General features: G+C 60.8%; 24 protein-coding genes and 1 riboswitch. Of the genes, 12 read left to right on the forward strand and 12 right to left on the reverse strand.

The features are described from left to right. The first annotated feature begins 16 nt into the window (after positions 1–16). From ALQ04_RS09085 to ALQ04_RS09110, 6 genes are all read left to right on the forward strand, one after another. Complete coding sequence (locus ALQ04_RS09085) at positions 17–379, forward strand: DUF2934 domain-containing protein (RefSeq protein ID WP_122315410.1); 363 nt, start codon at positions 17–19, stop codon at positions 377–379. Between the two features lie 154 nt (positions 380–533). Then, entirely contained in the window at positions 534–2711 is a 2178-nt protein-coding gene (glgX, locus tag ALQ04_RS09090; protein ID WP_122315411.1) for a glycogen debranching protein GlgX, read from the forward strand. Continuing rightward, on the forward strand, positions 2711–3730 hold the full coding sequence (locus tag ALQ04_RS09095; RefSeq protein WP_122315412.1) for an acyl-CoA dehydrogenase family protein: 1020 nt from the start codon (positions 2711–2713) through the stop codon (positions 3728–3730). The genes glgX and ALQ04_RS09095 overlap by 1 nt, the downstream gene beginning before the upstream one ends. Beyond that, positions 3727–4485, forward strand: coding sequence for a PIG-L deacetylase family protein (locus ALQ04_RS09100; RefSeq protein WP_122315413.1), 759 nt, complete (start codon positions 3727–3729; stop codon positions 4483–4485). Before ALQ04_RS09095 ends, ALQ04_RS09100 begins: the two co-directional genes overlap by 4 nt. Continuing rightward, positions 4482–5081 (forward strand): SAM-dependent methyltransferase, encoded by a 600-nt coding sequence (locus tag ALQ04_RS09105; RefSeq protein ID WP_122315414.1) that lies wholly within the window; start codon positions 4482–4484, stop codon positions 5079–5081. The genes ALQ04_RS09100 and ALQ04_RS09105 overlap by 4 nt, the downstream gene beginning before the upstream one ends. Continuing rightward, positions 5078–5752, forward strand: a complete 675-nt coding sequence (locus ALQ04_RS09110) for a glycosyltransferase family 2 protein (RefSeq protein WP_122315415.1) — start codon at positions 5078–5080, stop codon at positions 5750–5752. The genes ALQ04_RS09105 and ALQ04_RS09110 overlap by 4 nt, the downstream gene beginning before the upstream one ends. Here the strand turns inward: ALQ04_RS09110 and ALQ04_RS09115 are convergent. The 4 genes from ALQ04_RS09115 to pcaD all read right to left on the reverse strand — a co-directional run bounded on the left by ALQ04_RS09115 (position 5707) and on the right by pcaD (position 9581). Beyond that, a complete protein-coding gene (locus ALQ04_RS09115) occupies positions 5707–6786 on the reverse strand; it encodes an alpha/beta fold hydrolase (protein ID WP_122315450.1) in 1080 nt (359 codons plus the stop codon). The two genes, ALQ04_RS09110 and ALQ04_RS09115, sit on opposite strands and share 46 nt — an antisense overlap. 293 nt (positions 6787–7079) lie before the next feature. Then, on the reverse strand, positions 7080–7691 hold the full coding sequence (locus tag ALQ04_RS09120; RefSeq protein ID WP_122315416.1) for an FMN-dependent NADH-azoreductase: 612 nt from the start codon (positions 7689–7691) through the stop codon (positions 7080–7082). A gap of 103 nt (positions 7692–7794) precedes the next feature. Next, positions 7795–8724, reverse strand: coding sequence for a LysR substrate-binding domain-containing protein (locus ALQ04_RS09125; protein ID WP_122315417.1), 930 nt, complete (start codon positions 8722–8724; stop codon positions 7795–7797). A 65-nt stretch (positions 8725–8789) separates the two neighbouring features. After that, positions 8790–9581, reverse strand: a complete 792-nt coding sequence (pcaD, locus tag ALQ04_RS09130; protein ID WP_122315418.1) for a 3-oxoadipate enol-lactonase — start codon at positions 9579–9581, stop codon at positions 8790–8792. A 122-nt stretch (positions 9582–9703) separates the two neighbouring features. Between pcaD and ALQ04_RS09135 the strand changes: the two genes are divergently transcribed. Beyond that, entirely contained in the window at positions 9704–10048 is a 345-nt protein-coding gene (locus ALQ04_RS09135) for an MmcQ/YjbR family DNA-binding protein (RefSeq protein WP_122315419.1), read from the forward strand. Here ALQ04_RS09135 and ALQ04_RS09140 read toward each other — a convergent pair. Together ALQ04_RS09140 and ALQ04_RS09145 are read right to left on the reverse strand one after the other, a co-directional pair. Continuing rightward, the gene (locus tag ALQ04_RS09140; RefSeq protein ID WP_122315420.1) at positions 10013–10480 is read right to left on the reverse strand and encodes a DUF1294 domain-containing protein; all 468 of its coding nucleotides are present in this window, start codon (positions 10478–10480) and stop codon (positions 10013–10015) included. The two genes, ALQ04_RS09135 and ALQ04_RS09140, sit on opposite strands and share 36 nt — an antisense overlap. Then, positions 10480–11310, reverse strand: coding sequence for an undecaprenyl-diphosphate phosphatase (locus tag ALQ04_RS09145; protein WP_122315451.1), 831 nt, complete (start codon positions 11308–11310; stop codon positions 10480–10482). Before ALQ04_RS09145 ends, ALQ04_RS09140 begins: the two co-directional genes overlap by 1 nt. Positions 11311–11525: 215 nt before the next feature. Here ALQ04_RS09145 and pnuC point away from each other — a divergent pair, with 215 nt between their 5' ends. After that, the gene (gene pnuC / locus ALQ04_RS09150) at positions 11526–12089 is read left to right on the forward strand and encodes a nicotinamide riboside transporter PnuC (protein WP_122315421.1); all 564 of its coding nucleotides are present in this window, start codon (positions 11526–11528) and stop codon (positions 12087–12089) included. Beyond that, positions 12086–12664 carry an AAA family ATPase gene (locus ALQ04_RS09155; protein WP_122315422.1) on the forward strand — a complete coding sequence of 193 codons (579 nt, stop codon included), beginning with the start codon at positions 12086–12088 and terminating at the stop codon, positions 12662–12664. Before pnuC ends, ALQ04_RS09155 begins: the two co-directional genes overlap by 4 nt. Here the strand turns inward: ALQ04_RS09155 and ALQ04_RS09160 are convergent. Continuing rightward, positions 12608–13933, reverse strand: a complete 1326-nt coding sequence (locus tag ALQ04_RS09160) for a sigma-54 dependent transcriptional regulator (RefSeq protein ID WP_122315423.1) — start codon at positions 13931–13933, stop codon at positions 12608–12610. The two genes, ALQ04_RS09155 and ALQ04_RS09160, sit on opposite strands and share 57 nt — an antisense overlap. A 373-nt stretch (positions 13934–14306) precedes the next feature. Between ALQ04_RS09160 and ALQ04_RS09165 the strand changes: the two genes are divergently transcribed. Further along, positions 14307–14573 (forward strand): hypothetical protein, encoded by a 267-nt coding sequence (locus ALQ04_RS09165; RefSeq protein ID WP_122315424.1) that lies wholly within the window; start codon positions 14307–14309, stop codon positions 14571–14573. Positions 14574–14655: 82 nt separating this feature from the next. On the opposite strand, the gene ALQ04_RS09170 is transcribed toward ALQ04_RS09165, so the two are convergent. The 4 genes from ALQ04_RS09170 to cobW are packed head-to-tail and all read right to left on the reverse strand — an operon-like array spanning position 14656 to position 21187. Next, entirely contained in the window at positions 14656–15270 is a 615-nt protein-coding gene (locus ALQ04_RS09170; RefSeq protein ID WP_122315425.1) for a VWA domain-containing protein, read from the reverse strand. A 53-nt stretch (positions 15271–15323) separates the two neighbouring features. Next, entirely contained in the window at positions 15324–16355 is a 1032-nt protein-coding gene (locus ALQ04_RS09175) for an ATP-binding protein (protein WP_122315426.1), read from the reverse strand. Further along, positions 16355–20119: a cobaltochelatase subunit CobN gene (cobN, locus tag ALQ04_RS09180; protein ID WP_122315427.1), complete on the reverse strand. Its 3765-nt coding sequence runs from the start codon at positions 20117–20119 to the stop codon at positions 16355–16357. Before cobN ends, ALQ04_RS09175 begins: the two co-directional genes overlap by 1 nt. 3 nt (positions 20120–20122) lie before the next feature. Then, positions 20123–21187: a cobalamin biosynthesis protein CobW gene (gene cobW / locus ALQ04_RS09185; protein WP_122315428.1), complete on the reverse strand. Its 1065-nt coding sequence runs from the start codon at positions 21185–21187 to the stop codon at positions 20123–20125. A gap of 107 nt (positions 21188–21294) precedes the next feature. Next, positions 21295–21505: riboswitch (cobalamin riboswitch) on the reverse strand. Between the two features lie 93 nt (positions 21506–21598). Between cobW and ALQ04_RS09190 the strand changes: the two genes are divergently transcribed. After that, positions 21599–22042: a cobalamin biosynthesis protein gene (locus ALQ04_RS09190; RefSeq protein ID WP_122315429.1), complete on the forward strand. Its 444-nt coding sequence runs from the start codon at positions 21599–21601 to the stop codon at positions 22040–22042. Between the two features lie 41 nt (positions 22043–22083). Beyond that, on the forward strand, positions 22084–22830 hold the full coding sequence (gene cobM, locus ALQ04_RS09195; RefSeq protein ID WP_122315430.1) for a precorrin-4 C(11)-methyltransferase: 747 nt from the start codon (positions 22084–22086) through the stop codon (positions 22828–22830). A gap of 211 nt (positions 22831–23041) precedes the next feature. Here the strand turns inward: cobM and nfuA are convergent, their stop codons facing one another. Next, entirely contained in the window at positions 23042–23635 is a 594-nt protein-coding gene (gene nfuA, locus ALQ04_RS09205; protein WP_122315432.1) for a Fe-S biogenesis protein NfuA, read from the reverse strand. Positions 23636–23660: the final 25 nt, after the last annotated feature.

Genomic DNA, 23660 nt, shown 5'->3' on the forward strand with positions numbered 1-23660 from the left:
ACCTGGGAGTGTCGAGATGAGTGCCGACGAAAAAAGAATTCGCGAATTTGCCTATCAAATCTGGGAATCGGAAGGGAAGCCCGCCGGGCAGGAACAACGTCATTGGGAAATGGCCCGCAAACTGGCGGAAGCCGAGGCACTGGCCCCGGACAAAACCAGCGCCAGCAAGGCCAACAAGCCCAAACTGCCGAAGGTCGATGGAGCTGCGCCAAAAACAGCGCCCTCCAAACCAGCGGCAAAAGCTGCACCCGTAGCCAAACCGGCAGCAGCCCCAAAACCCAAGCCGGCAGCAAAACCAAAGTCACCTTCTACCCCTACCCAGGCAGAACAACCGCCCAAGCCTGCGGCAAAAAAACCACGCAAGCCACCTACCGCCTGAAACCCGGGCCGGTTACCTGCCCACTGTCGCAGATGTCACGCTCGATCAGGACGTGACCTGCGGCAACCCGGCATCTTTATTCAGCAATGTTGAAGCCGTCCAGGTTTCGATAGCGGTTCTGGCTGTCCGTAAAGTCATCGCGTCAGGGAAAATCATGAACACAAAGTCCAAAACCGTAAAACACGACACCGCAACCGCTCACGAAACGACCGGCACAACTTCACGCATCCGTGAAGGCCTGCCCTTCCCGCTCGGCGCCAACTGGGACGGTCTGGGCGTCAACTTTGCGCTGTTTTCCGCCAATGCGACCAAGGTTGAACTGTGTCTGTTCGACCCCAGCGGCGAAGTGGAGCTGGAGCGTATCGAACTGCCGGAATACACCGATGAAATCTTCCACGGTTATCTTCCTGACGCACATCCGGGGCTGATCTACGGCTATCGGGTCTATGGGCCTTACGACCCGCAGAATGGCCATCGTTTCAACCATAACAAACTGCTGATTGACCCCTATGCCAAACAGCTGGTTGGCCAGTTGAAATGGTCCGAAGCCCTGTTCGGCTACACCATCGGTCATCCTGACGGCGACCTGAGCTTCGATGAACGCGACAGCGCACCGTTCGTGCCCAAGAGCAAGGTCATCGATCCAGCCTACACCTGGGGCCGCGACCAGCGGGTCGGCACGCCCTGGGACAAGACCATCCTTTATGAAACCCATGTCCGCGGCTTTACCATGCGCCACCCAGCCGTGCCGGATGAGCTGCGCGGTACCTTTTCCGGGCTGATGGTCGAGGAAGTGATCGACCACATCCGCAAACTGGGCGTCACAGCGGTCGAACTGCTGCCGGTACATGCCTTCGTCAACGACCAGCATCTGCTGCAGAAAGGCATGACCAACTACTGGGGCTACAACAGCATTGCGTTCTTCGCCCCGGACCCGCGCTACCTGGCTCACGGCAAAATTGCCGAGTTCAAGGAAATGATTGCGCACATGCACCATGCCGGGCTGGAGGTAATTCTCGATGTGGTCTACAACCACACCGCCGAAGGCAACGAGCTGGGTCCGACCCTGTCCATGCGCGGCATCGACAACGCCTCGTATTATCGGCTGATGCCGGACGACAAGCGTTTCTATATCAATGATTCGGGCACCGGCAACACCCTGGATCTGAGTCACCCCTGCGTATTGCAGATGGTCACCGATTCGCTGCGTTACTGGGCCTCGGAGATGCATGTCGACGGCTTCCGCTTCGACCTTGCGACCATTCTGGGCCGCTATCACGACGGCTTCGATGAGCGGCACAGCTTCCTGGTCGCCTGCCGCCAGGACCCGGTCCTGCGCCAGGTGAAACTCATCGCCGAACCCTGGGACTGTGGCCCCGGTGGTTATCAGGTCGGCGGCTTTCCGCCCGGCTGGATGGAATGGAACGACAAGTTCCGCGACACCGTACGTGCATTCTGGAAAGGCGATGACAGCCAGCTTGCCGACTTTGCCGGGCGCATGACCGCCTCGGGCAATATGTTCAACCAGCGCGGACGTCGCCCGCAGGCCTCGGTGAACTTCATCACCGCCCATGACGGCTTCACTCTGCATGACCTGGTGTCCTACAACGACAAGCACAACGAGGCCAACGACGAGAACAATCAGGACGGCAGCAACAACAATCTGTCCTGGAACCACGGCGTTGAAGGCCCGACCGACAACCCGGAAATCAATCAGCTGCGTCTGCGCCAGATGCGCAACTTCTTCGCCACGCTGCTGCTGGCCCAGGGCACGCCGATGATGGTGGCCGGCGACGAGTTCGCCCGCACCCAGCACGGCAATAACAATGCCTATTGCCAGGACAGCGAGATCGGCTGGGTCAACTGGGATCTGGATTCCGACGGCAAGGCCCTGCTCAAGTTCGTCAAGCGGGTGATCAAGCTGCGCCAAAGTTATCCGATCCTGCGTCGTAGCCGCTTTCTGGTCGGCGATTACAACGAGGAAATCGGCGTCAAGGATGTCACTTGGCTGGCACCGGACGGCAACGAGATGGGTGTCGAACAATGGCACGACAGCAATGCCCGTTGCCTGGGCATGCTGATGGATGGCCGCGCACAGGAAACCGGCATTCGTCGCCCCGGCGCCGACGCCACCTTGCTGCTGGTGGTCAATGCCCACCATGAAGGAGTCGATTTCACCTTCCCGCAAGTACCGGAAGGCACACACTTCACCTGTCTGATCGACACCAACCAGGAAGACCTGCGCAGCAAGGAGCAATTCGACTTCGGCTCCAGCTACACAGTGACGCCACGCTCGTTGCTGCTGTTCGAGCTACAGCGCGAAGACTCGTGATGACTCAGGCCCTCAAGGAGTTTCTCGACTGGCGCAGGCACGGCTATGCCGATACCCAGGCGCTGGGCGAGTGCCTGCGGGCACTGGTCGATGAAAGCCTCGACCGCCTTCCGCTGCCGGCCAGCGGCAGGACTCTGGAACGCTGGCAGGCCCTGGCCTGCGTAGCGGCCCATGATCTGGGGCTGTGCAAACTCTACGAGGGTCATACCGATGCCCTGGCGATCATGCAGGAACTGGCGGCCGAACCTCCCGCTCCCGGTACAACCTGGGGCATGTGGGCCGCCGAACCACCCAACGCCAGGGTAAATATCAGCGGCCAGGCAGATTCGCTGCGCCTGAATGGCCGCAAGGCATGGTGTTCTGGAGCAGCTGTCTTGAGCCATGCACTGATCACCGCCTGGGATGAAGAAAACCGCCAGCAATTGGTGGCTGTGGCCCTCGACCAGCCCGGCATCCATGTAATAACCAATGGATGGCGGGCCGTCGGCATGGGCGCGACCGGCAGTATCGAGGTGCAGTTCGATCAGGCCTCGGCAACACTGGTCGGCCCACCTGGAGGGTATCTGTCCCGCGCAGGCTTCTGGCATGGCGGCATCGGTATTGCAGTGTGCTGGTACGGCGCATCCCGCGCACTGGCACAGCGGCTTGTGCAACATGCAGGTAAGGGTGAAGAGCCGCATGCCCTTGCGCATCTGGGCGCGGTGGACGTTGCCTTGTATGGCAGCGGCCAGATCCTGCAGAACGCCGCCAGCCGCCTGGATCAGGCACCGCACGACGATGCCGAGCAATTGGCACGGCGCTGTCGGGCACATGTCGAACAGACCGCCGAACAGGTCATCAGCCACGTGGGCCGGGCAATGGGCGCCACGCCTTACTGCAAGGACGCACATTTTGCCCGCCTGATTACCGATCTACCGGTGTTTCTGCGCCAGAGCCATGCCGAGAAAGACCTCGCAGTTCTTGGAAAACTGATCGGCCAGACATCGACCTCCCCATTGGACACAGTCTGGCAGCCATGAAAAAGAAACTGATTGCAGGCCGTGGCACCAGCCTCAAGGCCTGGAACGCTTCACAGAAACTCGGTGCAGTGCCGGTCATCAGCGCTGACTTGCTGGTACCGCCGCACTCACGGGCAGTGATCGTCGCCCCGCATCCGGACGATGAAGTGCTGGGTTGCGGTGGACTGATGTGCCAACTGGCGCAACTGGAAAGAAACATCAAGTTGCTGTCGATCACCGATGGCAGTGCCAGTCATCCCGGCTCGCAACTCTGGCCCAGTGAACGCCTGAGTGTGATCAGGCCGCAGGAAAGCGCCGAAGCCTTGCGCCGTCTCGACCTGCCCTTGCATCGCTTGCAGTGGATTCGCGGTGGTTTTCATGATGGCGAAGTCGCGACTGAAGAAGAGCGACTGGTGAAGTTCATCGAGCGCTACCTGTTGCCTACCGACGTGGTGTTCAGCACCTGGGCCGAGGATGGACATGGCGATCACGAAGCGGTCGGCCGGGCCTGTGCAAGGGCGTGTGCCACGACCGGTGCCAGGCTTAACGAGGTGCCGATCTGGGCCTGGCACTGGGCCGACCCCGAAGATGAACGCCTGCCCTGGGAACGGGCGCGCAAGGTCTTGCTCGATCCCATGACCATTGCCCGCAAGCGTCATGCGGCGCATGCCTTTGCCAGCCAGTTGCAGGGTGATCCGGGAATCGGCCTGGCGCCGATCCTGCCCTCCGGGGTGCTGGAACGATTGTTACAACCCTTTGAGGTAGTCTTTATATGAGTGTCACGGAGCAGTATTTCGATGAGATTTTCCGCGACAACAACGATCCATGGGCTTTCAGACAACGCTGGTACGAGCGACGCAAGCGCGCCCTGACCCTGGCCACCCTGACCCGCGAGCGCTACAGCACGATTTTCGAGCCCGGTTGCGCCAATGCTGAACTGAGCGCCGAACTGGCGGCCCGCTGTGATCGCCTGGAATGCTGCGATACCTCCAGCCGTGCCGTAGAACTGGCCCGCCAGCGGCTGGCCGGCTTCGATCACGCCCATGTGCAGCAGGCGCGCCTGCCACAACAATGGCCTGAGGGCCGCTTTGAGCTGATCGTGCTCAGTGAGCTGGGCTATTACCTCGATCGCGAAGACCTGCACCGCCTGATCGATTGCGCGCTCGCCTCACTCACTTCGGATGGTCAATTACTGGCCTGTCATTGGCGCCCCGCTATCGAGGGCTGCCCTCTGAATGCCGATCAGGTACACCGAATTCTGGCCGAACGTCTACAGATGCACCGGCTGTCCAGTCATCACGAAGATGACTTTCTGATGGATCTCTGGAGCCACGACCAGACCTCCGTCGCCACTCAGGGAAAACTCAGGTGATTGGTATTCTGATTCCGGTACACAACGAAGAAAAACTGCTCGGAGCCTGTCTTGAAAGCCTGCTTCAGGCCAGCCGGCATCCCGGCCTGAATGGCGAACCCGTGACGATCCTGGTGGTTCTGGACAGTTGCACCGACCACTCGGCCGACATCGCTCTGCAACATGGCGTCATCACCCTTGATCTGAGTGCACGCAATGTCGGGCAGGCGCGGGCAGCAGGCGCACACTACCTGCTCAGCCATGGCGCCCGCTGGCTGGCCAGCACAGATGGCGACAGCAATGTGGCGGCAGACTGGCTGGTAGAGCAACTGGCGCTGAATGCCGATGCCGTCTGCGGCACCATCACTATCCCAAGACAAGGCAATGGTCTGTCAGCCAAAGTACAGAAGCTGTTTGAACAGCACTACCAGCATCGTGAAGGCCATCGGCACATTCATGGCGCCAATCTGGGCATCAGTGCTTCAGCTTATGTGCGGGCCGGAGGCTTTCCGTTCCTGACCTGCCATGAAGATGTGCAACTGGTCAGGGAACTGGAGCGCAGCGGCGCACGGATTGCCTGGAGCTGCAAACCGCAGGTCACCACCAGTTCCCGGCTCGATCCCCGGGCCAGCGGAGGCTTCGGCGATTATCTGCGCTCACTGTCAGAAGGCAGCGCCGAATCCGGCCATTGATGATGCGCGGTTTGCATGCCGGAATTATCCGCGTCGGCTGAGCCCAGCGTACTGCTGAAAAAACGCACCGCTTCGGCACTCAGGGTGCGATGGATATCTTCACGATCCACGCCTTCGCGGTCGGTGCACAGTGCTGGCATTGCCGAGCGTTGTTCATCGCTGCACGGGGCCATGAACACAAAGTGACCGGCCCCGGCCAGCAGCTTGTAATCCGACACCTGCGGCAACTTGCGCGCCAGCGCCTCGGCATTCTTGTCGATCGGCAGCAGTTGATCGTCATCGCCGGCATACATCAGCACCGGCACATGAACCTCGCTCAGGGTATGACGGCCAAACATCAGGCTCAGCGGCGCCATGAGCATCAGCGCTGCGACGCGCGGGTCGGCCTGGGCATGCAGGTCGTCGCGATCGGCAACCAGTTCTCCCTGAGTCTTGCAGGCATCGCGATCATCGGGGCGCTCGATGCAGTACTGGCGCAGGCGCTTGAGGTCCGGTTGTGCACCGGCCAGGATCAGCGCGGTTTCACCACCCGCCGAATAACCGATCACGCCAACCTGACGGGCACTGAGATAAGGCGACAGCATCGGATCGAGCAAGGCCGCGCTGATGGCTTCGGAAATCTGCAACGGACGGCCGTAAAGATTGCTCAGGCTGCCCAGACGGCTGTGATCGCGGTAGTTATCGCCAGGGTGCACCACGGCAACCACCACAAAACCCTGGCGGGCCAGCGAAGTGGCCAGGTCATGCAAGGCCAGCGGGTTACCGGTATTGCCGTGGGACAACAACAGCAACGGGAAGCGGCCCATGGCAATCGGCGCATCTTCGGCGGCGTCGACCCGATAACCCTGCAGTGCACTCACCTGCTCCGGCCCTGTGGACGGGTAGAAGGCAATCGCCTGCATCAGTTGCGAATCCAGAGGGTCGGGAAAGCTCAGCTCATGAAAGCCCGCGCTCCACTCGTCATCGGCACGGATCTGCACCGAAATCAGGCTATTGAGTAGCAAAACCAGCAACGCTGCACAAAGACGTACCATTTGAAGGTTCATCCTTTGTAGTCCTGAACAATCCATTTATGCGCTGATATCGAGCTTCATGCTCCAGCACCCCCTGCTCTCACAGAGATGAGAGTCTTTGGGCGATAAATAGTGCATAAGCCGGGCCAGACTATTTATCGCGAGACTGAGCGTCATGTTACTGCCGCGCTGACCGGCTTACCTGTAAGAAAGCTGTCAAGGTTGCAACCTGGCGCATCTGGAAAACAAAAAACTCCACAGCCCGACGCAATCAAATGCGCGGGCAGTGGAGTTCAGGAAAGCTGTTTGGGCGATCAGGCCGCAGCAAACAGGCCTTGTTCGATGTGCTGCTGTGCCGCACTCAGGGCATTGGTGCGCGGCTCTTCACCGTAAGCCAGGCCATGGGCGCGCACGAATTGCAGATCGGTCACGCCGATGAAACCGAACAGCACCTTGAGCAGCTCTTCATGGCCAACACCGCTTGGCTGACCGGCATGCAGGCCGCCAGAAGTGGAAACAATGATCACCTGCTTGCCGCCGCACAGGCCTTCAGGACCGGTTTCGCTGTAGCGGAACGTGCGACCGGCAACGGTGATGCGGTCGATCCAGGCCTTGAGCTGGCTGGGAATGGTGAAGTTGTACATCGGTGCGCCAATCACCACCACATCGGCGGCCAGGAACTCCTGCAATGTGGCTTCGTTGGCAGCGACTTCCTGCTGCTGTGCCGCATCGCGGCCTTCGACCGGCGTGCCGGCAGCGGCCAGGGTTGCGGCAGAGAAATGGCTCAAGGCATCGCTGGCCAGATCGCAATACGTCACCTGGCTGTCGGCGTGCTTCGCCTGGCAGGCCTGAACCACGCTGCGGCTGAGCTGACGTGAAGCGGAATGGTCGCCAAGGATGCTGGAGTCGATGTGCAGAACTTTCATAACGGACTTCCCGGAAATAAGAATCGCCACCGGCGATCAAGTGGGGACAATCCTATCTTCAATGCCGATTACTGATTAGTCGGCAAAAACATAATACTTCGTTCTATCTACAGAACAATGGTTTGACCCATTCCGCCTGTGAGTTCTTGAAAGTGTCCTCGAAGGCATCCAGCAAACCTCTGACGGCAGGCAGCAAGCCACGGCGCGAGGCGAACACTGCATGCACGATGCCGCATTTGGGTCGGTGTTCGGTAAACAACTCCAGCAAGCGCCCCTGCGCCAGAGCTTCACGTACCAGAATTTCCGGGAGCTGCACAATGCCGACGCCCTGCAAGGCGGCCTGCAGCAGCGTATCGAGGTCCGAACTGACCAGTTTCGGCAGATGCTTCACTTCGGCATAACGCTCAGGCGCAGTAATCAGCAGCCAGCGATGCTCGTGGGTCGACGAGGGAAGATCCAGACTGGGCAGCAGTGCCAGCTCGGCAAAGGTCGGGTTGGCAGGCAACTGGCTTGCCAGCGCCGGATGCGCGACCAACCGCTGGGCGCTGTGGCCGAGAATCTTGACTACCAGCCCATCGTCTTCCAGCGGCGGAAAGCGGACCCGCAATGCGATGTCGATGTTTTCCGCCAACGGATCAACGCGGCGATTGGAACTCTCGACATGCACCTGAACCTTGGGGTAAGCGGCCATGAAGAGGGCGATGGTCTGGTTGGCACCCATATGGCCCAGAGCTGGCGGGCAACTGATCGTCACCCTGCCCTGCGGCTCGGCCCTGGAGCGTTCGATGGCCTCTTCGGCGGCCTCGGCCTCCACCATCATCGCCACGCAATGGCTGTAGTAATCCCGTCCGGTTTCGGTGACCGCAAACTTGCGCGTGGAGCGCTGGATCAGCCGAACACCCAGGCGCTCCTCCAGGCCCGCAACCCGGCGACTGAGCTTGGACTTGGGAATACCCAGTTTGCGGCTGGCGGCCGCAAACCCCTGGCATTCGACCACCTGGACGAAATAAAACAGATCATTGAGATCAAACACCCGACCACCCTCGGCATTGCTGGCCCGCGAGTATGGCAGTGCTGTTGCGGCCGGGACAGCCTGAGTTATTCGCCCGTCAGAAACGCCAGCACCGGCCGGGTAAACGCCTCACCGGCCTCGACATTCGACAGATGCGCCGCGTGCAGCTCGATCATCCGTGCGCCCTGGATGCGTTCGACCATGAAGCCGCCGTCCAGCGGCGTGGTCACCGCATCCTGGGTGCCGCATACCACCAGCACCGGCAACCTGATCGAGGCAAGCTGCTCGCGGAAATCGGCATCGCGCACGGCGGCGCAGTTGGCGGCGTAGCCTTGCGGCGAGGTCTGCGCCAGCATGCCGACAATCGGCTCGACCGTGGCTGGCTCACTCACTGCGAACTGCGGCGTGAACCAGCGGGCAATCGAGGCATCACGCAACGCGACCATGGCCGCCTGACCGTCACGCAGTACGGTTTCAATCCGCGGATTCCACACTTCAGGGGTGCCGATCTTTGCCGCGGTATTGCACAACACCACGCGCTGCAGCCGCTCAGGTGCATTGATCGCCAGCCACTGGCCGATCAGCCCGCCCATGGACAGGCCACAGAAGCTAGCCTGATCGATGCCCAACGCATCCAGCAGCGCCAGGACATCGCGGCCATTCTGCTCGATGCTGTAAGGCCCCTCGCTGACCAGCGAGCGGCCATGGCCACGAGTGTCATAGCGCAATACGCGAAAATGCCGGGTGAACGCTGGAATCTGGGTGTCCCACATATGCAGGTCGGTGCCCAATGAGTTGGACAATACCAGCACTGGCGCATCAGCCGGGCCTTCCAGCAGGTAGTTGAGTTCACCTTCAGCGAGTTGCACGGCAGACATTCCAGGCTCCAGACAGGACAAAAGAGGCACAGTAGTCACAGACGCCGAAGCAAACAATCCGCTGATCTATTATTCGTGCGACTATCGAACAACTTAGCGACAGGGACTGGATTATCGATACCATGCAAACCGAAGATATAGCACGTTTCTGCCTGGACCTGCCCGGAGCGCGGGAGGATTACAAATGGGGTGGCATGCGGGTGTTTTCCGTTGCCGAAAAGAAGATGTTCGCGGTGATGGACCTGGCAGGCCAGGGCCTGTCCTTCAAGGTTCATGCGGATCTGTTCCTGGGTTACGTCGACCGCCCCGGCATTCGCCCTGCGCCTTATCTGGCAAGGGCGCACTGGATCAGCGTCCGGCAGCCTTACGCGCTGAGCGATGACGAGATCAGGGATTTGCTGACCCGCTCGCATCAACTGGTGGTCGGCAAGTTACCGAAACGTCAGCAGATAGCGTTGAAGCTGTGAAAGCCATGGCTTGAACCAGCCCTGTTCGAGGAACAGCCAGTCGACCCACAGCAACTGATGCCCCAGCACGATCAGCCAGAACACCAGTTGAAAGGACAGCTTGCGGGTCTTGTGCCGGAAAGCCTGCTGCGCCAGCAAGGCACCGGGCCAGCCGCCCAGCAGCTCCGAAGCATGCAGGATGTTTTCCGGCGTACGCCAGCCGCCTTGACCGGCCTGACGCTTGTCATGCCGGTAAAGAAAAAAGGCCAGCGGACTCATCAGCAGATACGCTGCGCCAGCGACGGCGTTGCCCGCCTTGAACCACAGCATGAACGCGCCATAGGCCGGCAACGCACACAGCAGCAACAGAATGCACAGCTTCAGGCGCAACCCTTGAATCGGCGCCCGCGCCCGGTTTGCTGGCTGTGCCCCGCCACGCTGGCGCATGGACATTATGCCTTGGCGGCCGCCCAGTCGATCCAGCCAAACTGCCAGGTCGCAAGAATCAACAGGCCAAAGCCGATGCGATACCAGGCGAACACCGCATAGCTGTGGGTGGCGATGAACTTGAGCAGGCCGCGCACGGCAATCATGGCGAAGATGAACGAGGTGATGAAGCCGATCGCGAAGACTGCAAAGTCGTCGGGACGGAACAGCTCACGGTACTTGTAGCCCGAATACACCGCGGCACCGACCATGGTCGGCATGGCCAGGAAGAACGAGAACTCGGTTGCCGCCTTGCGCGACAGACCGAACAGCAGGCCACCGATAATCGTCGAGCCCGAACGCGAGGTGCCCGGAATCATTGCCAGACACTGCGCAAAGCCGACTTTCAGGGCATCGCGCCAAGTCATGTCATCGACCGTTTCAGCACGTACCACATGCTCGCGACGCTCGGCCCAGAGCATGATGACCCCGCCGATGACCAGCGCAGTCGCCACCGTGATCGGGTTGAACAGGTAATGGTGGATCAGATCGGCAAAAATCACCCCCAGCACCACGGCCGGCAGGAATGCGATCAGCAGATTGAGGGTGAAACGTTGCGCCTGTTGCTGTTTGGGCAGGCCCACGACCACATCGATGATCTTGCGCCGAAACTCCCAGACCACGGCCAGAATGGCTCCCAGCTGGATAATGATATTGAACGCCATGGCCCGTTCACCGCCGAAACCGATCAGGTCGGCGACTATGATCTGATGCCCCGTACTGGAAATCGGCAGAAACTCCGTCAGCCCTTCGACAATACCCAATATCAACGCCTGAGCGGCGGCCCAAAGATCCATCATTCCCCCATAAAGCGATGCCTGCGGCTCGCCCGTTAGTGTTGTTGTGCAAAAAAAGCCTGTAACTATGAGCATCCGAACCTGAACAATCCTTGAAGAGGATGCGTAAAAGCGCCGAGATGCTAGCAGACCTGAGCGCGCAAAGGCTCCCTGTCTTGCGCATAAGCGCTTACAATCGCGCGCCCATCCATCACAACCACCTTCAGGGAGCCGCCATGTCCGGACTTGAACTCTTCGCTGCCGCACTCGGCGTGATAGCAGTCTGGCTAACAGTGAAGCAGAACCCATGGTGCTGGCCAATCGGCCTGGTGATGGTGGTGATCTACATCTGGATCTTCTTCGACGTGAAGCTCTACTCGGACATGCTGCTGCAAGTCATCTACGCCGGCCTGCAGGTATATGGCTGGTTGCAATGGACCCGCCATGGCAACGGCCTGCCGGTGCGAGCGGTCACGGTCCTGCCGGGCGGTCCGGTGGTGGGTGGCCTGGCAATCGGTGCCGTCATCAGTCTGGCGCTGGGTGCCTTCATGGCTCACTTCACCGATGCTGCCCAACCCTGGCTGGATGCCGCGCTGACCGGTTTCAGCCTGGTTGCCCAGGTATGGATGGCACAGAAACGCCTGCAGTGCTGGCCCCTGTGGATCGTGCTGGATGTCATCTTCGTCGGCCTGTTCGTTTACAAGGAGCTGTACCTGACCGCTGCGCTGTACGGGTTGTTTACCCTGCTGGCCGTGCAAGGCTGGCGTGAATGGCGCAACGATCTGGCACTGGCACGATGAAAGTCCTGGTCCTGGCGGGTCCCGAATCCAGCGGCAAAAGCTGGTTGTGCAATGAAATCAGCAACCGCTTCGGCGGTGTGCTGGTGGGCGAATACGTGCGCCATTTCATCGAACAGCAAGGCCGCGATACCTTCTACAGCGATATCCCCGCCATTGCCCGCGGGCAGCTGGCCCAGGAGGATGCCGCCCGCGCTACCGCCCCGCATCTGCTGATTCTCGACACGCATCTGCTGAGCAATATGCTCTGGAGCAAGACATTGTTCGGTGATTGTCCGGAGTGGATCGAGCAGCAATTGCTTAGCAGGCACTACGACCTGCATCTGCTGCTTTCCCCTGAAGGCGTCGACTGGATCAGTGATGGACAACGCTGCCAGCCGCAACTGAGCGAGCGCCAGGCGTTTTTCGAGGACAGTCGGCAATGGCTGGATCGCCACGCCCAGAACTATCGAATCATCGGGGGTGACTGGGCGACACGCCGCGAGCAGGCAATGGCTGCCGTCACGCAGCTTCTGGCTGACTCAGCGGATCTGATGCTTGTGCAGCAGTCGATAGAACGTCGGCCGCGAAATGCCTAGGACCTTGGCGGCCACGCTGAGGTTGTCACTGTGGCGCGTCAGCACATCGCACAGCGCCTGACGCTCGGCCCGCGACTTGTAGTCGTCCAGCGTGCCCATGCTGCTGGCAATATCCTCCTCTCCGAGCAGGCCCAGATCCGCCGCCTCGATCTGCCGCCCTTCGGCCAGCACCAGTCCACGCCGAACCCGATTGGCCAGCTCGCGGACATTCCCCGGCCAGTCATGCTTGCCCATGGCAATCAGGGCATCCTGGCTGAAGTTGCGCGCACGCCTGCCGGTTTCCTGACTGTAGAAATGCGCGAAATGGTTGGCCAGCATCGCCAGATCGCCATGCCGCTCGCGCAACGGCGCCGTGCCGACCTGCAGGACATTCAGGCGATAGTACAAGTCTTCACGAAAACGCTTCTTGCGGATGGCGGATTCCAGATCGACATGGGTTGCCGCCAGTACCCGGACATCGACCGGAATCGCTTCATTACCGCCGAAGCGCTCGATATGCCGGTCCTGTAGCAGGCGCAGCAAGTGGGCCTGGGTTTCCAGCGGCAGGTCACCGATATCGTCAAGAAACAAGGTGCCACCGTTGGCCGCTTCGATACGGCCGATCTTGCGCTCCAGCGCACCGTTGAACGCGCCCTTCTCATAGCCGAACAGTTCCGCATGCAACAGATGCTCGGCAATCGCACCGCAGTTGACCGCAACGAATGGCTTGTTGCGCCGTTGCGACTGCATGTGCAGCGTGCGCGCAACCAGCTCCTTGCCGGTGCCGCGCTCGCCGCGAATCAGCACCGGCGATTCGGTAGGCGCCAGCTTGCCCAGCAGACGGCGCAACTCGCGGATCGGCCGGCTTTCACCGAGCATCTCGTGATCGCTGCTCGACACCTGATTCGCGCCCTGGGCACGCAAGCGCGCCATGCCATAAGCCCGACCCAGCGTGACCTGCATGCGTGCAACATCGAAAGGCAGCGTATGGAAATCGAAAAACCATTCGCAGACGAAATCGCCGATCTTCTCGCGCCGCAGGTCATTGGGTGCCAACACTGCGATCCATTGCGTGTTGCTGCGGGTAATCAGCTCCTTGACCATTTCGGGACGATCGAAATGTTCAGGCATGAGACGAATCAGACCGACATCGCAGCGCTGGTTGAGCGCCTCTTCAAGCGTGTTGCTGTCCACCGCCCATCCGGCTGCATGCAGGACGGGAATCAACTGATGACAATCGTCACTGGGATCAACAATCAACAAACGTCGGGTTGTGGCCGATTCATGCATAAAAGTTTCCTTGGCGCCCGGCGTCGAGTTGAAATTATTAAAAACGTTTTACAAACAGTAAGTTGACGAGCCCGAATGTTACGTTAGCAAAAAATTGACACACCCTTGTACCGTTTAAATATATCCGCCATAACCAGAAGTAATTAAACGTGCTGCACAGATTTAACGGTCAGGGAAATCTGCCGGACATTTCCTGCAAGCACGTAAAAGTTGCTCCAGATCAAACCGGATGCGCCATGGATGTAAAAAAATTGAAAATATCCGGCAAGCGGTGTGACTCGACCCACCCTGTTCGTCATCAACACAGGTAACCAGCCGAACGGTAAGCCCGCCGACGTGACTGGACTGATATGGGCATTTTGAGGAATTTAAAATGAACGCCCCACTGCGCTTCAACGATGCACTTCTGATCGCTGGACACGCTTTTGAACCTTTCCAGTGTGTTGCCTGGGCAGCCCAGGCCGGAAGCGGCGAACTCAGCCTGACAGTGATAGACCGCACCTGCGCAAGTATTGGTCGTAAACAAATCCCGAGCAGCGCTTATTCCGATCCTGTGCAACTTGCCAGCGCTCTGGAAGAGGCCCGTGCCGAAATAAGCAGCGAAGGCTACAGCCTAAAGCCGTGGACCATGCCGGCCTGACAGCACTTCGCTCCGCTCCATGCAGGAGCGAATTTATTCGCGAAAAACGGTGATCAAACCTTCTTCGCGGATAAATCCGCTCCTACCGGAGGGCGGCAAGCTCATCTATGTGTCGATAACCGGCACCCAGCCTGTCCGCCAGCTCCCGCGCACGACCCAGCCGAATCGGCCCTTTCTCGATATCGATCAACAGGCTTTCGCACTCCAGAGCCGCACACTCAGATATGTCCTTTAGCCGGCCATCGGTCAGGATCAGCACACGCTGCCGTTCGGCGGGATAACGCTTGTGGCGCAGTTTCAACCATTGCGCAGCCTGCTCGATGGCGGCCAGCAACGGCGTTCCGCCACCAGCGCCCAGTGCATCCAGCCATGGCCGTAGTGCAGCCGAAGCCTTGAGCCCCTGATGCTGCCAGCGCGGAGCGTTGCCGCTGGCGGTCAACAGTGCCAGCCGGGCACGGCGTCGATAGGCATCGTCGAACATTTCGACCAGTACGCCCTTGGCCTGACTCAATGCCTGATGACGGCGGGTCGAGGCTGAGGCATCGACAATCACCAGCAGCAACTCCATGGGCCGACTGCTGCGCGGCTGACGCACCAGATCATGACGGTTTTGCGGACGACCGCGCAGCAGCGTCGGCAGCCAGGCGATTGCACCGTCGATACCCGATCGCGCTGCGCCGTGCCGCCCCGAATCCAGCCTGCCCGGACGGGGGCTGGCATCCGCCCCCTGCGCAGAACGGGGACGGATGCCTAAGGCTTTTTTGGCCAGCTCGGCACTTCGCGACGCGCCCCGGTGGGCATTGGCTGGGCAGGCAATTCACCCCAGTTGCCCTGCCCGCTTTCAGGCTGCGGCTTTTGCGGGCTGGTCTGGCCAGGCGGTGGGGTTTCAGGACTCTGTGCCGGGGGCGCTGGATCACGGCGCCGGTGCCGCAAGGCGAACTCGGCCACAGCATCGATATCCTGCTCGTCGATCTCACTGGCACCCCGCCATGCGGCATGCGCCCGCGCAGCGCGCAGCCAGACCAGATCGGCACGCATGCCATCCACGCCTGCAGCGAAACAGCGCTCGGTAATCAGCCCCAGCGCCCGATCATCCAGCTCGATGGACGGCAACAGGGCACGAGCTGTTTCGCAGCGCTGCTGCAACGCTTGCTGTGCTTCCTGCCACTGCCGGCAGAAGCCTTGAGGGTCGGCATCGAAATCCAGGCGTCGGCGAATGATCTGCCCGCGCTCGGTCGGCAATGTCTGTCCGCTCAAGGCCACGTTCAAGCCAAAGCGATCCAGCAGTTGCGGGCGCAATTCGCCCTCTTCCGGGTTCATGGTGCCGATCAGTACGAAGCGCGCCGCATGCCGGTGGGAAATGCCGTCGCGCTCCACCAGATTGGTGCCGCTGGCAGCGACATCGAGCAACAGGTCGACCAGATGATCGGCGAGCAGATTGACTTCGTCGACATACAGCACGCCGCCGTCGGCCTTGGCCAGCACGCCCGGCGAAAACCGGGCGCGACTCTCAGACAGGGCCGCATCCAGGTCCAGAGTGCCGACCAGTCGCTCTTCGGTAGCGCCCAGCGGCAAGGTGACGAACTGCCCGCTGGCCAACAGATCCGCAAGACCACGGGCCAGGGTCGACTTGGCCATGCCGCGTGGCCCTTCGATCAGCACGCCGCCAATTCTGGGGTCGATGGCCGTCAGGCACAGGGCCAGTTTCAACTCGTCGGCACCGACCACCGCTGCCAGGGGAAAGTGCGGGAGGTCGCTCATGCTTGGGTCAGGCACAGTCATCAGTTCTCTTCTATATCCAGCAACAGATCTTCCAGCGCTTCGCGGTACTCGCCCGGCTCTTGCCAGAGGCCGCGTTGCTGGGCTTCGAGCATGCGCTCGGTCATGTCGCGCAAGGCATCGGGATTATGCTGCCGGATGAATTGGCGGGTCGATGGATCCAGCAGATAGGCATCGGCCAGCAGCGCATATTGATGGTCGTCGATCAGTTCAGTGGTGGCGTCAAAGGCGAACAGAAAGTCCACGGTCGCGGCCATTTCAAACGCGCCTTTATAACCGTGGCGCTTGACGCCCTCGATCCACTTCGGATTGGCCGCACGACTGCGGATAACCCGATTCAGCTCTTCCTTGAGGGTGCGAATCTTCGGCAGATCCGGCTGGCTGTGGTCGCCATGGTAACTGGCGGGCTGCTGGCCACTGAGGCTTTGCGCAGCGGCCAGCATGCCACCCTGAAACTGGTAGTAGTCGTTGGAATCCAGCAGGTCGTGCTCGCGGTTATCCTGGTTCTGCACCACCGCCTGAACCTGCGAAAGCCGTTGCGCGAACTGCTGGCGGGCCGGCGTGCCTTCATCGGCCGCACCGTAGGCATAGCCGCCCCAGTTCAGATAGACCTCGGCCAGATCATCACGACTCTGCCACAGGCGTCCGTCAATCGCGCCTTGCACGCCGGCGCCATAGGCACCGGGCTTGGCGCCGAAGATCCGCCAGCCGGCCTGCCGGGCTGCTTCGTCTTCGCTCAGCCCGGACGCCTGAAAACTGCGCCGTTCTTCACGAACCCGGGCGGCCAGTGGATTCTGATCGTCCGGTTCATCGAGCGCCGCCACGGCCTGCACCGCGGCGTCGAACAGGCGGATCAGGTTGGCAAAGGCATCGCGGAAGAAACCGGAAACCCGCAAGGTCACGTCTACTCGCGGGCGGTCCAGCAGACTCAGCGGCAGGATCTCGAAATCGTCGACCCGCTGGCTGCCGGTCGCCCACACCGGGCGTACGCCCATCAAGGCCATGGCCTGAGCAATATCGTCGCCGCCAGTACGCATGGTGGCCGTACCCCAGACCGACAGGCCGAGCTGGCGCAGATGGTCGCCATGATCCTGAAGATGGCGCTCCAGCAGCAGGTTTGCCGACTGGAAGCCGATCCGCCAGGCCGTGGTGGTCGGCAGGTTGCGGACATCGACGCTGAAAAAATTGCGGCCGGTCGGCAGCACATCCAGCCGCCCGCGACTCGGCGCGCCACTGGGACCGGCCGGAACGAAGCGGCCACTCAGGGCATCCAGCAGGCCACGCATTTCTTCGGGACCGCAGGCATCCAGGCGCGGCGCGACCACTTCCCGCAAATGCTCGACGATCAGTTGCAGTTCCTGGCTTTCGGGAAGCTCATTGATGGCCTGACCTTGAACAACGCCTTCGATCAAGGTGGCGGCATATAACTCCAGGCGCTCACGGGTATCGCCGGTGCTGCGCCATGGATCGTCGCTCACCGCGAGCAATGCTGTCGGGCGCACGCCACTCCAGGGTTCGGCCAGTTCACAATCCAGCGGATCGAAACCCAGCGCAAAAGCCTGGGCCAGCGCCCGCAACAGGCTGGATTGCGCGCCGCGCCCGTCTCCACGTGGAATGCGCAGCAGCGCCAGCAACGTGTCGATGCGCAGTCGGCCTTGTGGAGACTGACCGAAAACATGCAGGCCATCGCGAATCTGCGACTCTTTCAAATCGCACAGATAAGTGTCCAGACGAGGCAGCCAGATAGCCGCATCGGCATCGCTGTCGATGCCTTCATCCAGCGCCAGTTCGCGGTCGATACGGGTTTCGCGTACCAGCTTGAGAATGTCGCGCTGCAACTCGATGGCTCGGCGCGGATCGAGCAGTTGCGCTTCGTAGTATTCGTCGGCCAGCAGTTCCAGATTGCGCAGCGGGCCATAGGTTTCGGCACGGGTCAGCGGCGGCATCAGGTGATCGATGATCACGGCCTGGGTGCGGCGCTTGGCCTGGGCGCCCTCGCCCGGATCGTTGACGATGAACGGATAGATATTCGGCATCGCGCCCAGCACAGCATCCGGCCAGCAGTCTTGCGACAGCCCGACACCCTTGCCCGGCAGCCATTCCAGGTTGCCATGCTTGCCTACATGCAACACCGCATGCGCGCCATAAGCCTTGCGCAACCAGAAATAGAACGCCAGATAACCATGCGGCGGTACCAGATCGGGATCGTGGTAGACCGCACTCGGATCAACCTGATAACCACGCGCCGGCTGGATACCGACAAAGGTCAGGCCGAAGCGGATACCGGCAACCATCATTCGCCCGCCGCGGAACATCGGATCATTCTGCGGCGCGCCCCAGCGGCCATTCACCGCATCGCGGCTGGCCTGAGGCAAGGCGTCGAAGGCTTGCAGATACTCATCCAGCGCCATGCTTTGCTGGCATGGACGCAGGTCGATGCTGTCCAGGTCGTTGGTAACGCCACCGAGCAATTGCTGAATCAGTTCTGTTCCACTTTCTGGCAGCGGCGCCAGCGGATAACCCTCGTCCTGCATGGCGCGCAGGATATTCAGCGCCGCAGCGGGGGTGTCCAGCCCGACACCGTTACCGATCCGGCCATCGCGGGTCGGGTAGTTGGCCAGAATCAGCGCCACGCGCTTGTCGGCATTGGGCAGACGCGCCAGTTCGATCCAGCGCCGCGCCAGTTGCGCCACGAAGTCCATGCGTTCGGGGTGAGCGCGATAGCAGACCACATCCGACTGGCTGCGCTCACTGTGCCAGGCCAGATCCTTGAAACTGATCGGCCGACTGATGATCCGCCCGTCCAGTTCCGGCAAGGCAATGTGCATCGCCAGATCCCGTGCACCAAGCCCCTGCTCGCTGGCTTGCCAGGCAGGCTGGTTGTCCTGGGCACAAATCGCCTGGATCACCGGCACATTGCGGCGAAACGGGCGCAGATGTGGCGCTTCCGGACTGGACTGGGCAAAACCGGTGGTATTGAGGATCAGCTCGGCCTCGACTTCGTCCAGCCAGTCTTCGACCCTGGTCAGGCAACCGGGCTCCTTGAGGCTGGCCAGCGCAATCGGCAACGGATTGAGCCCTTCAGCCTGCAAACGCTGGCAGAACACATCGATAAACCCGGTATTGGCCGCCTGCAGGTGAGAGCGATAGAACAACAGCGCCACCACCGGCTGCCCGGCAACCCAGTCGGCCTGCCAGTCCTGCAGTCCGGCAGCGGACTGACGTGGGTGATAGATCGCCGTACGCGGCAGTGGCCGTGGTTCGGCCCAAGGATAATCGCGCTCGAGCCAGCTACTGGCCAGACAGCGATACAGTTCCAGCGCATTGTGCAGGCCGCCCTGGCGCAGGAACTGCCAGAGTCGGTCCCGCGCCTGGGCAGGGACGGTACTCAGGTCGCTCAGTTCCGGATCCGGACGGTCGTCGCCCGGCACCAGGATCACCTGCACGCCACGCGCCGCCAGTTCCATCAGGCGCTCGACGCCGTAGCGCCAGTAGCCGATGCCGCCATGCAGGGAAATCAGAATGACTCTGGCATGGCGCAGCACTTCATCGACGTACAGATCCACCGACGCATGATTCTGCACCTGCATCGGGTTGGCCAGGCGCAGGCTCGGATAATCGTCGGGCAGTTGCTGCGCCGCTTCGGCCAGCAGCGCCAGGCTCGAATCGCCGCTACAGAGAATCACCAGCTCGGCCGGCGTCTGGCCCAGGTCGGCAATGCTGTCGTCGGGTACGAAACCACCCGGCTGGGTTCTCAGCAGGTGCATGGGTCAGCCGGCGAGCGCAGCATTGAGCTGGGCTTCCAGCGCGGCGGCGTCCAGCTCCTGACCGATCAGCACCAGATTGGTAACGCGCTCTTCCCCGGCACGCCAGGCGCGGTCGAAATGCTTGTCGAAGCGTGTCCCCACGCCCTGGATCAGCAGGCGCATCGGTTTGCCGGGAATCGCGGCGAAGCCCTTGACCCGCAGGATGCCGTGCTTGACCACCAGTTGCGTCAAGGCATCGAGCAGCAGGCTTTCCTCGGCCTGTGGCAATTTGATGGAAATCGAATCGAAGGCATCATGATCGTGATCGTCATGATCTTCGTCGTCGTGATGGTCATGGTGCGTCTTGCGGCCATCGATGTGCAGTTCCGACTCGGCGCCGAGGCCCAGCAGTACATTGATTGGCAGGCGGCCATTGCTGGCTTCGATGACCTTGACCGCTGGCGGCAGCTCTTCGGCGACTTCGGCACGCACCGCAGCCAGACCTTCGGCATCGATCATGTCGGCCTTGTTGAGAATCACCAGGTCGGCGCTGGCCAATTGGTCGGCGAACAGTTCATGCAGCGGGGACTCATGATCCAGGTTCGGGTCGAGCTTGCGCTGGGCGTCCACCTGATCCGGGAACGCAGCGAAGGTGCCAGCGGCAACTGCCGGGCTGTCGACCACGGTGATCACCGCATCGACGGTGCAGGCGTTGCGGATTTCCGGCCACTGGAAAGCCTGGACCAGCGGCTTGGGCAGCGCCAGACCGGAAGTTTCGATCAGGATATGGTCCAGGTCGCCGCGACGCGCCACCAGCTCACGCATCACCGGGAAGAACTCTTCCTGGACCGTGCAGCACAGGCAGCCATTGGCGAGTTCATAAACCCGGCCGGTGGCCTCTTCCTCGCTACAGCCGATGGTGCACTGCTTGAGGATTTCGCCGTCGATACCCAGCTCGCCGAACTCGTTGACGATCACCGCGATACGCCGTCCTTCGGCGTTATCGAGCATGTGCCGCAACAACGTGGTCTTACCCGAGCCCAGAAAGCCGGTAACGATGGTGACAGGAAGTTTGGCCAGTGTTTTCATCGGATGCCCTTTGGCAATACGGCGGGCAAGCAGGACGAGAACCGTGCACTGCGCACGGATCGAATCGCCACCGGATCACCCCGCCCGGTTGTAGTGAGAATTCGTGGGCCTGTGGCCCGGTTCGAGGCAGGTCTCCTGGCTTGCGGCAGCCTGTCGGCAGTGTTCCGACAGGCATTCATCGCGCCTTCCCGCTTGCGCAGTGGCTGTGCGATGAATATGACCGCTTACAGTTGCGGGGGCAGCTGCGGCTTGGACCGCATTCCCGTCTTAGCTTTACCCCTCGCGGACGGGTAAAGAACCTCAAGTGCGCAAGGCTACGCAGTGGCCGAAGGCAGGTCAATCGTTCAGATTGACGATGCAGGGCCGCCCATGCTCTCCTGATCGACTTTTTACCGGTGCCCGCACGGGGTGATGTCGATCTGTATGCCTGATCATGCGTTCATACAACCCGGCCCGACATTGGTGGCAGGCCTTGGCTGCCAGCGCGGCTGCCCGGCCACGCATCTGCTGGAACTGATGCAGGACAGCCTGAAAGCGCATGGCCTGGATCTCGACGCCATCACCGCCCTCGCCTGCATTGATCTCAAACAGGACGAACCGGGCGTGCTGGAACTGGCTGAGCGTTTGTCCGTGCCATTGATCTTCTTCAGTGCTGCGCAACTGGCAGAATACGAGTCGCACCTGACCCATCGCTCAGCAGTGGCTTTCGAGCATACCGGCTGTTATGGCGTGGCCGAAAGCGCCGCACTGGCCCTGGCCGGGCAAGCGGGAACCGGCCCGGCCATCCTGCTGATCGAGCGTCAGAAAAGCGCCCGGGCAACATTTGCCTTGGCATCCGCGCCTGTACAGGGCTGATAATCCACGCTCATTCATCCCGCTCGATTCTGGAGAATCCCTTGACCGTCTTTTTCATCGGTGCCGGCCCTGGCGACCCGGACCTGATCACTGTCAAAGGCCAGCGACTGATCCATCGTTGCCCGGTGATCATTTATGCTGGCTCGCTGGTGCCGGTGGCCGTGCTGGAAGGTAATCAGGCCGTTCAGGTGGTCAATAGTGCCGAATTGCATCTGGAGCAGATCATCGCCTTGATGAAATCTGCTCATGAACAGGACCAGGATGTGGCTCGCGTGCATTCTGGCGACCCGAGCCTGTATGGCGCCATTGGTGAGCAGATTCGTTGTCTGCGCGAGCTGGGAATTCCCTTTGAAATCATCCCCGGCGTGACTGCCTCGGCGGCTTGTGCGGCGCTGTTGGGCACTGAGCTGACTCTGCCGGATATTTCCCAGAGCGTGATCCTGACCCGCTATGCCGACAAGACCTCGATGCCTGCAGGCGAAGAGTTGGCCAGCCTGGCTCAGCATCGGGCCACCATGGCGATTCATCTGGGGGTCAATAACCTGCAGAAAATTGTCGAGGAGTTGACACCGCATTATGGCGCGGACTGTCCGATAGCCGTGGTTCATCGTGCCAGTTGGCCGGATCAGGACTGGGTGTTGGGCACGCTGGCGGATATTGGCGTGAAGGTTCAGGAGAAGGGGTTCAGGCGTACGGCGCTGATATTGGTTGGGCGTGTGCTGGCCAGCGATACGTTCAGTGAGTCATCGTTGTATCGCGCCGGACATGCGCATTTGTTCAGACCTTGAGGGACGCGGGCTCGGCCTTCCCTTACGTCGCAATCGGCGATGCCTGGGATTTCCGGGTTCAAAAGCACAAGCTCTTTGCCGCGATGATGCAGGCGCCGCAAATCACTGCCGGAACGAAGGAACCCCGCCGTCAGGCGGGGCCGAACCCGGAACACATCGCAGACAAGCCCCGTCCCACAATAGACCGGGGCTCATTCGCGAAGAAAACGACTCAGTAGTAGGCGTTTTCTTTCTGGGTGTGGTCGGTCACATCACGCACGCCAGCCAGCTCGGGAATGCGTTCGAGCAAGGTGCGCTCGATGCCTTCCTTCAAGGTGACGTCGGCCTGACCGCAACCCTGGCAACCACCGCCAAACTGCAAGACGGCGATATTGCGCTCTTCTTCTTCGATCACATCAATCAGCGTGACCTGACCGCCGTGGCTGGCGAGCCCGGGGTTAATCTCGGTTTGCAGGTAATAATTGATGCGCTCGTTGATCGGGCTGTCGGCATTGACCATCGGCACCTTGGCGTTTGGCGCCTTGATGGTCAACTGGCCACCCATGCGATCCGTGGCGTAGTCGACCACGGCGTCGTCCAGGAAGGCCTCGCTGAAACCGTCGATCCAGGCGGTAAAGCTCTTGAGGCCGATGGCCTTGTCTTCAGGCTTTTCTTCGCCCGGCTTGCAGTAGGCAATGCAGGTTTCAGCGTACTGGGTGCCAGGCTGGGTAATGAATACGCGGATGCCGATTCCCGGGGTGTTCTGCTTTTCCAGCAGATCGGCCAGATAATCGTGGGCAGCATCGGTAATAGTGATAGCGGTCATGAACGTTCCTCGCAGACTTGGCGGC

Source organism: Pseudomonas cichorii, assembly GCF_003700275.1.
Taxonomy (GTDB): Bacteria; Pseudomonadota; Gammaproteobacteria; order Pseudomonadales; family Pseudomonadaceae; genus Aquipseudomonas; species Aquipseudomonas cichorii_B.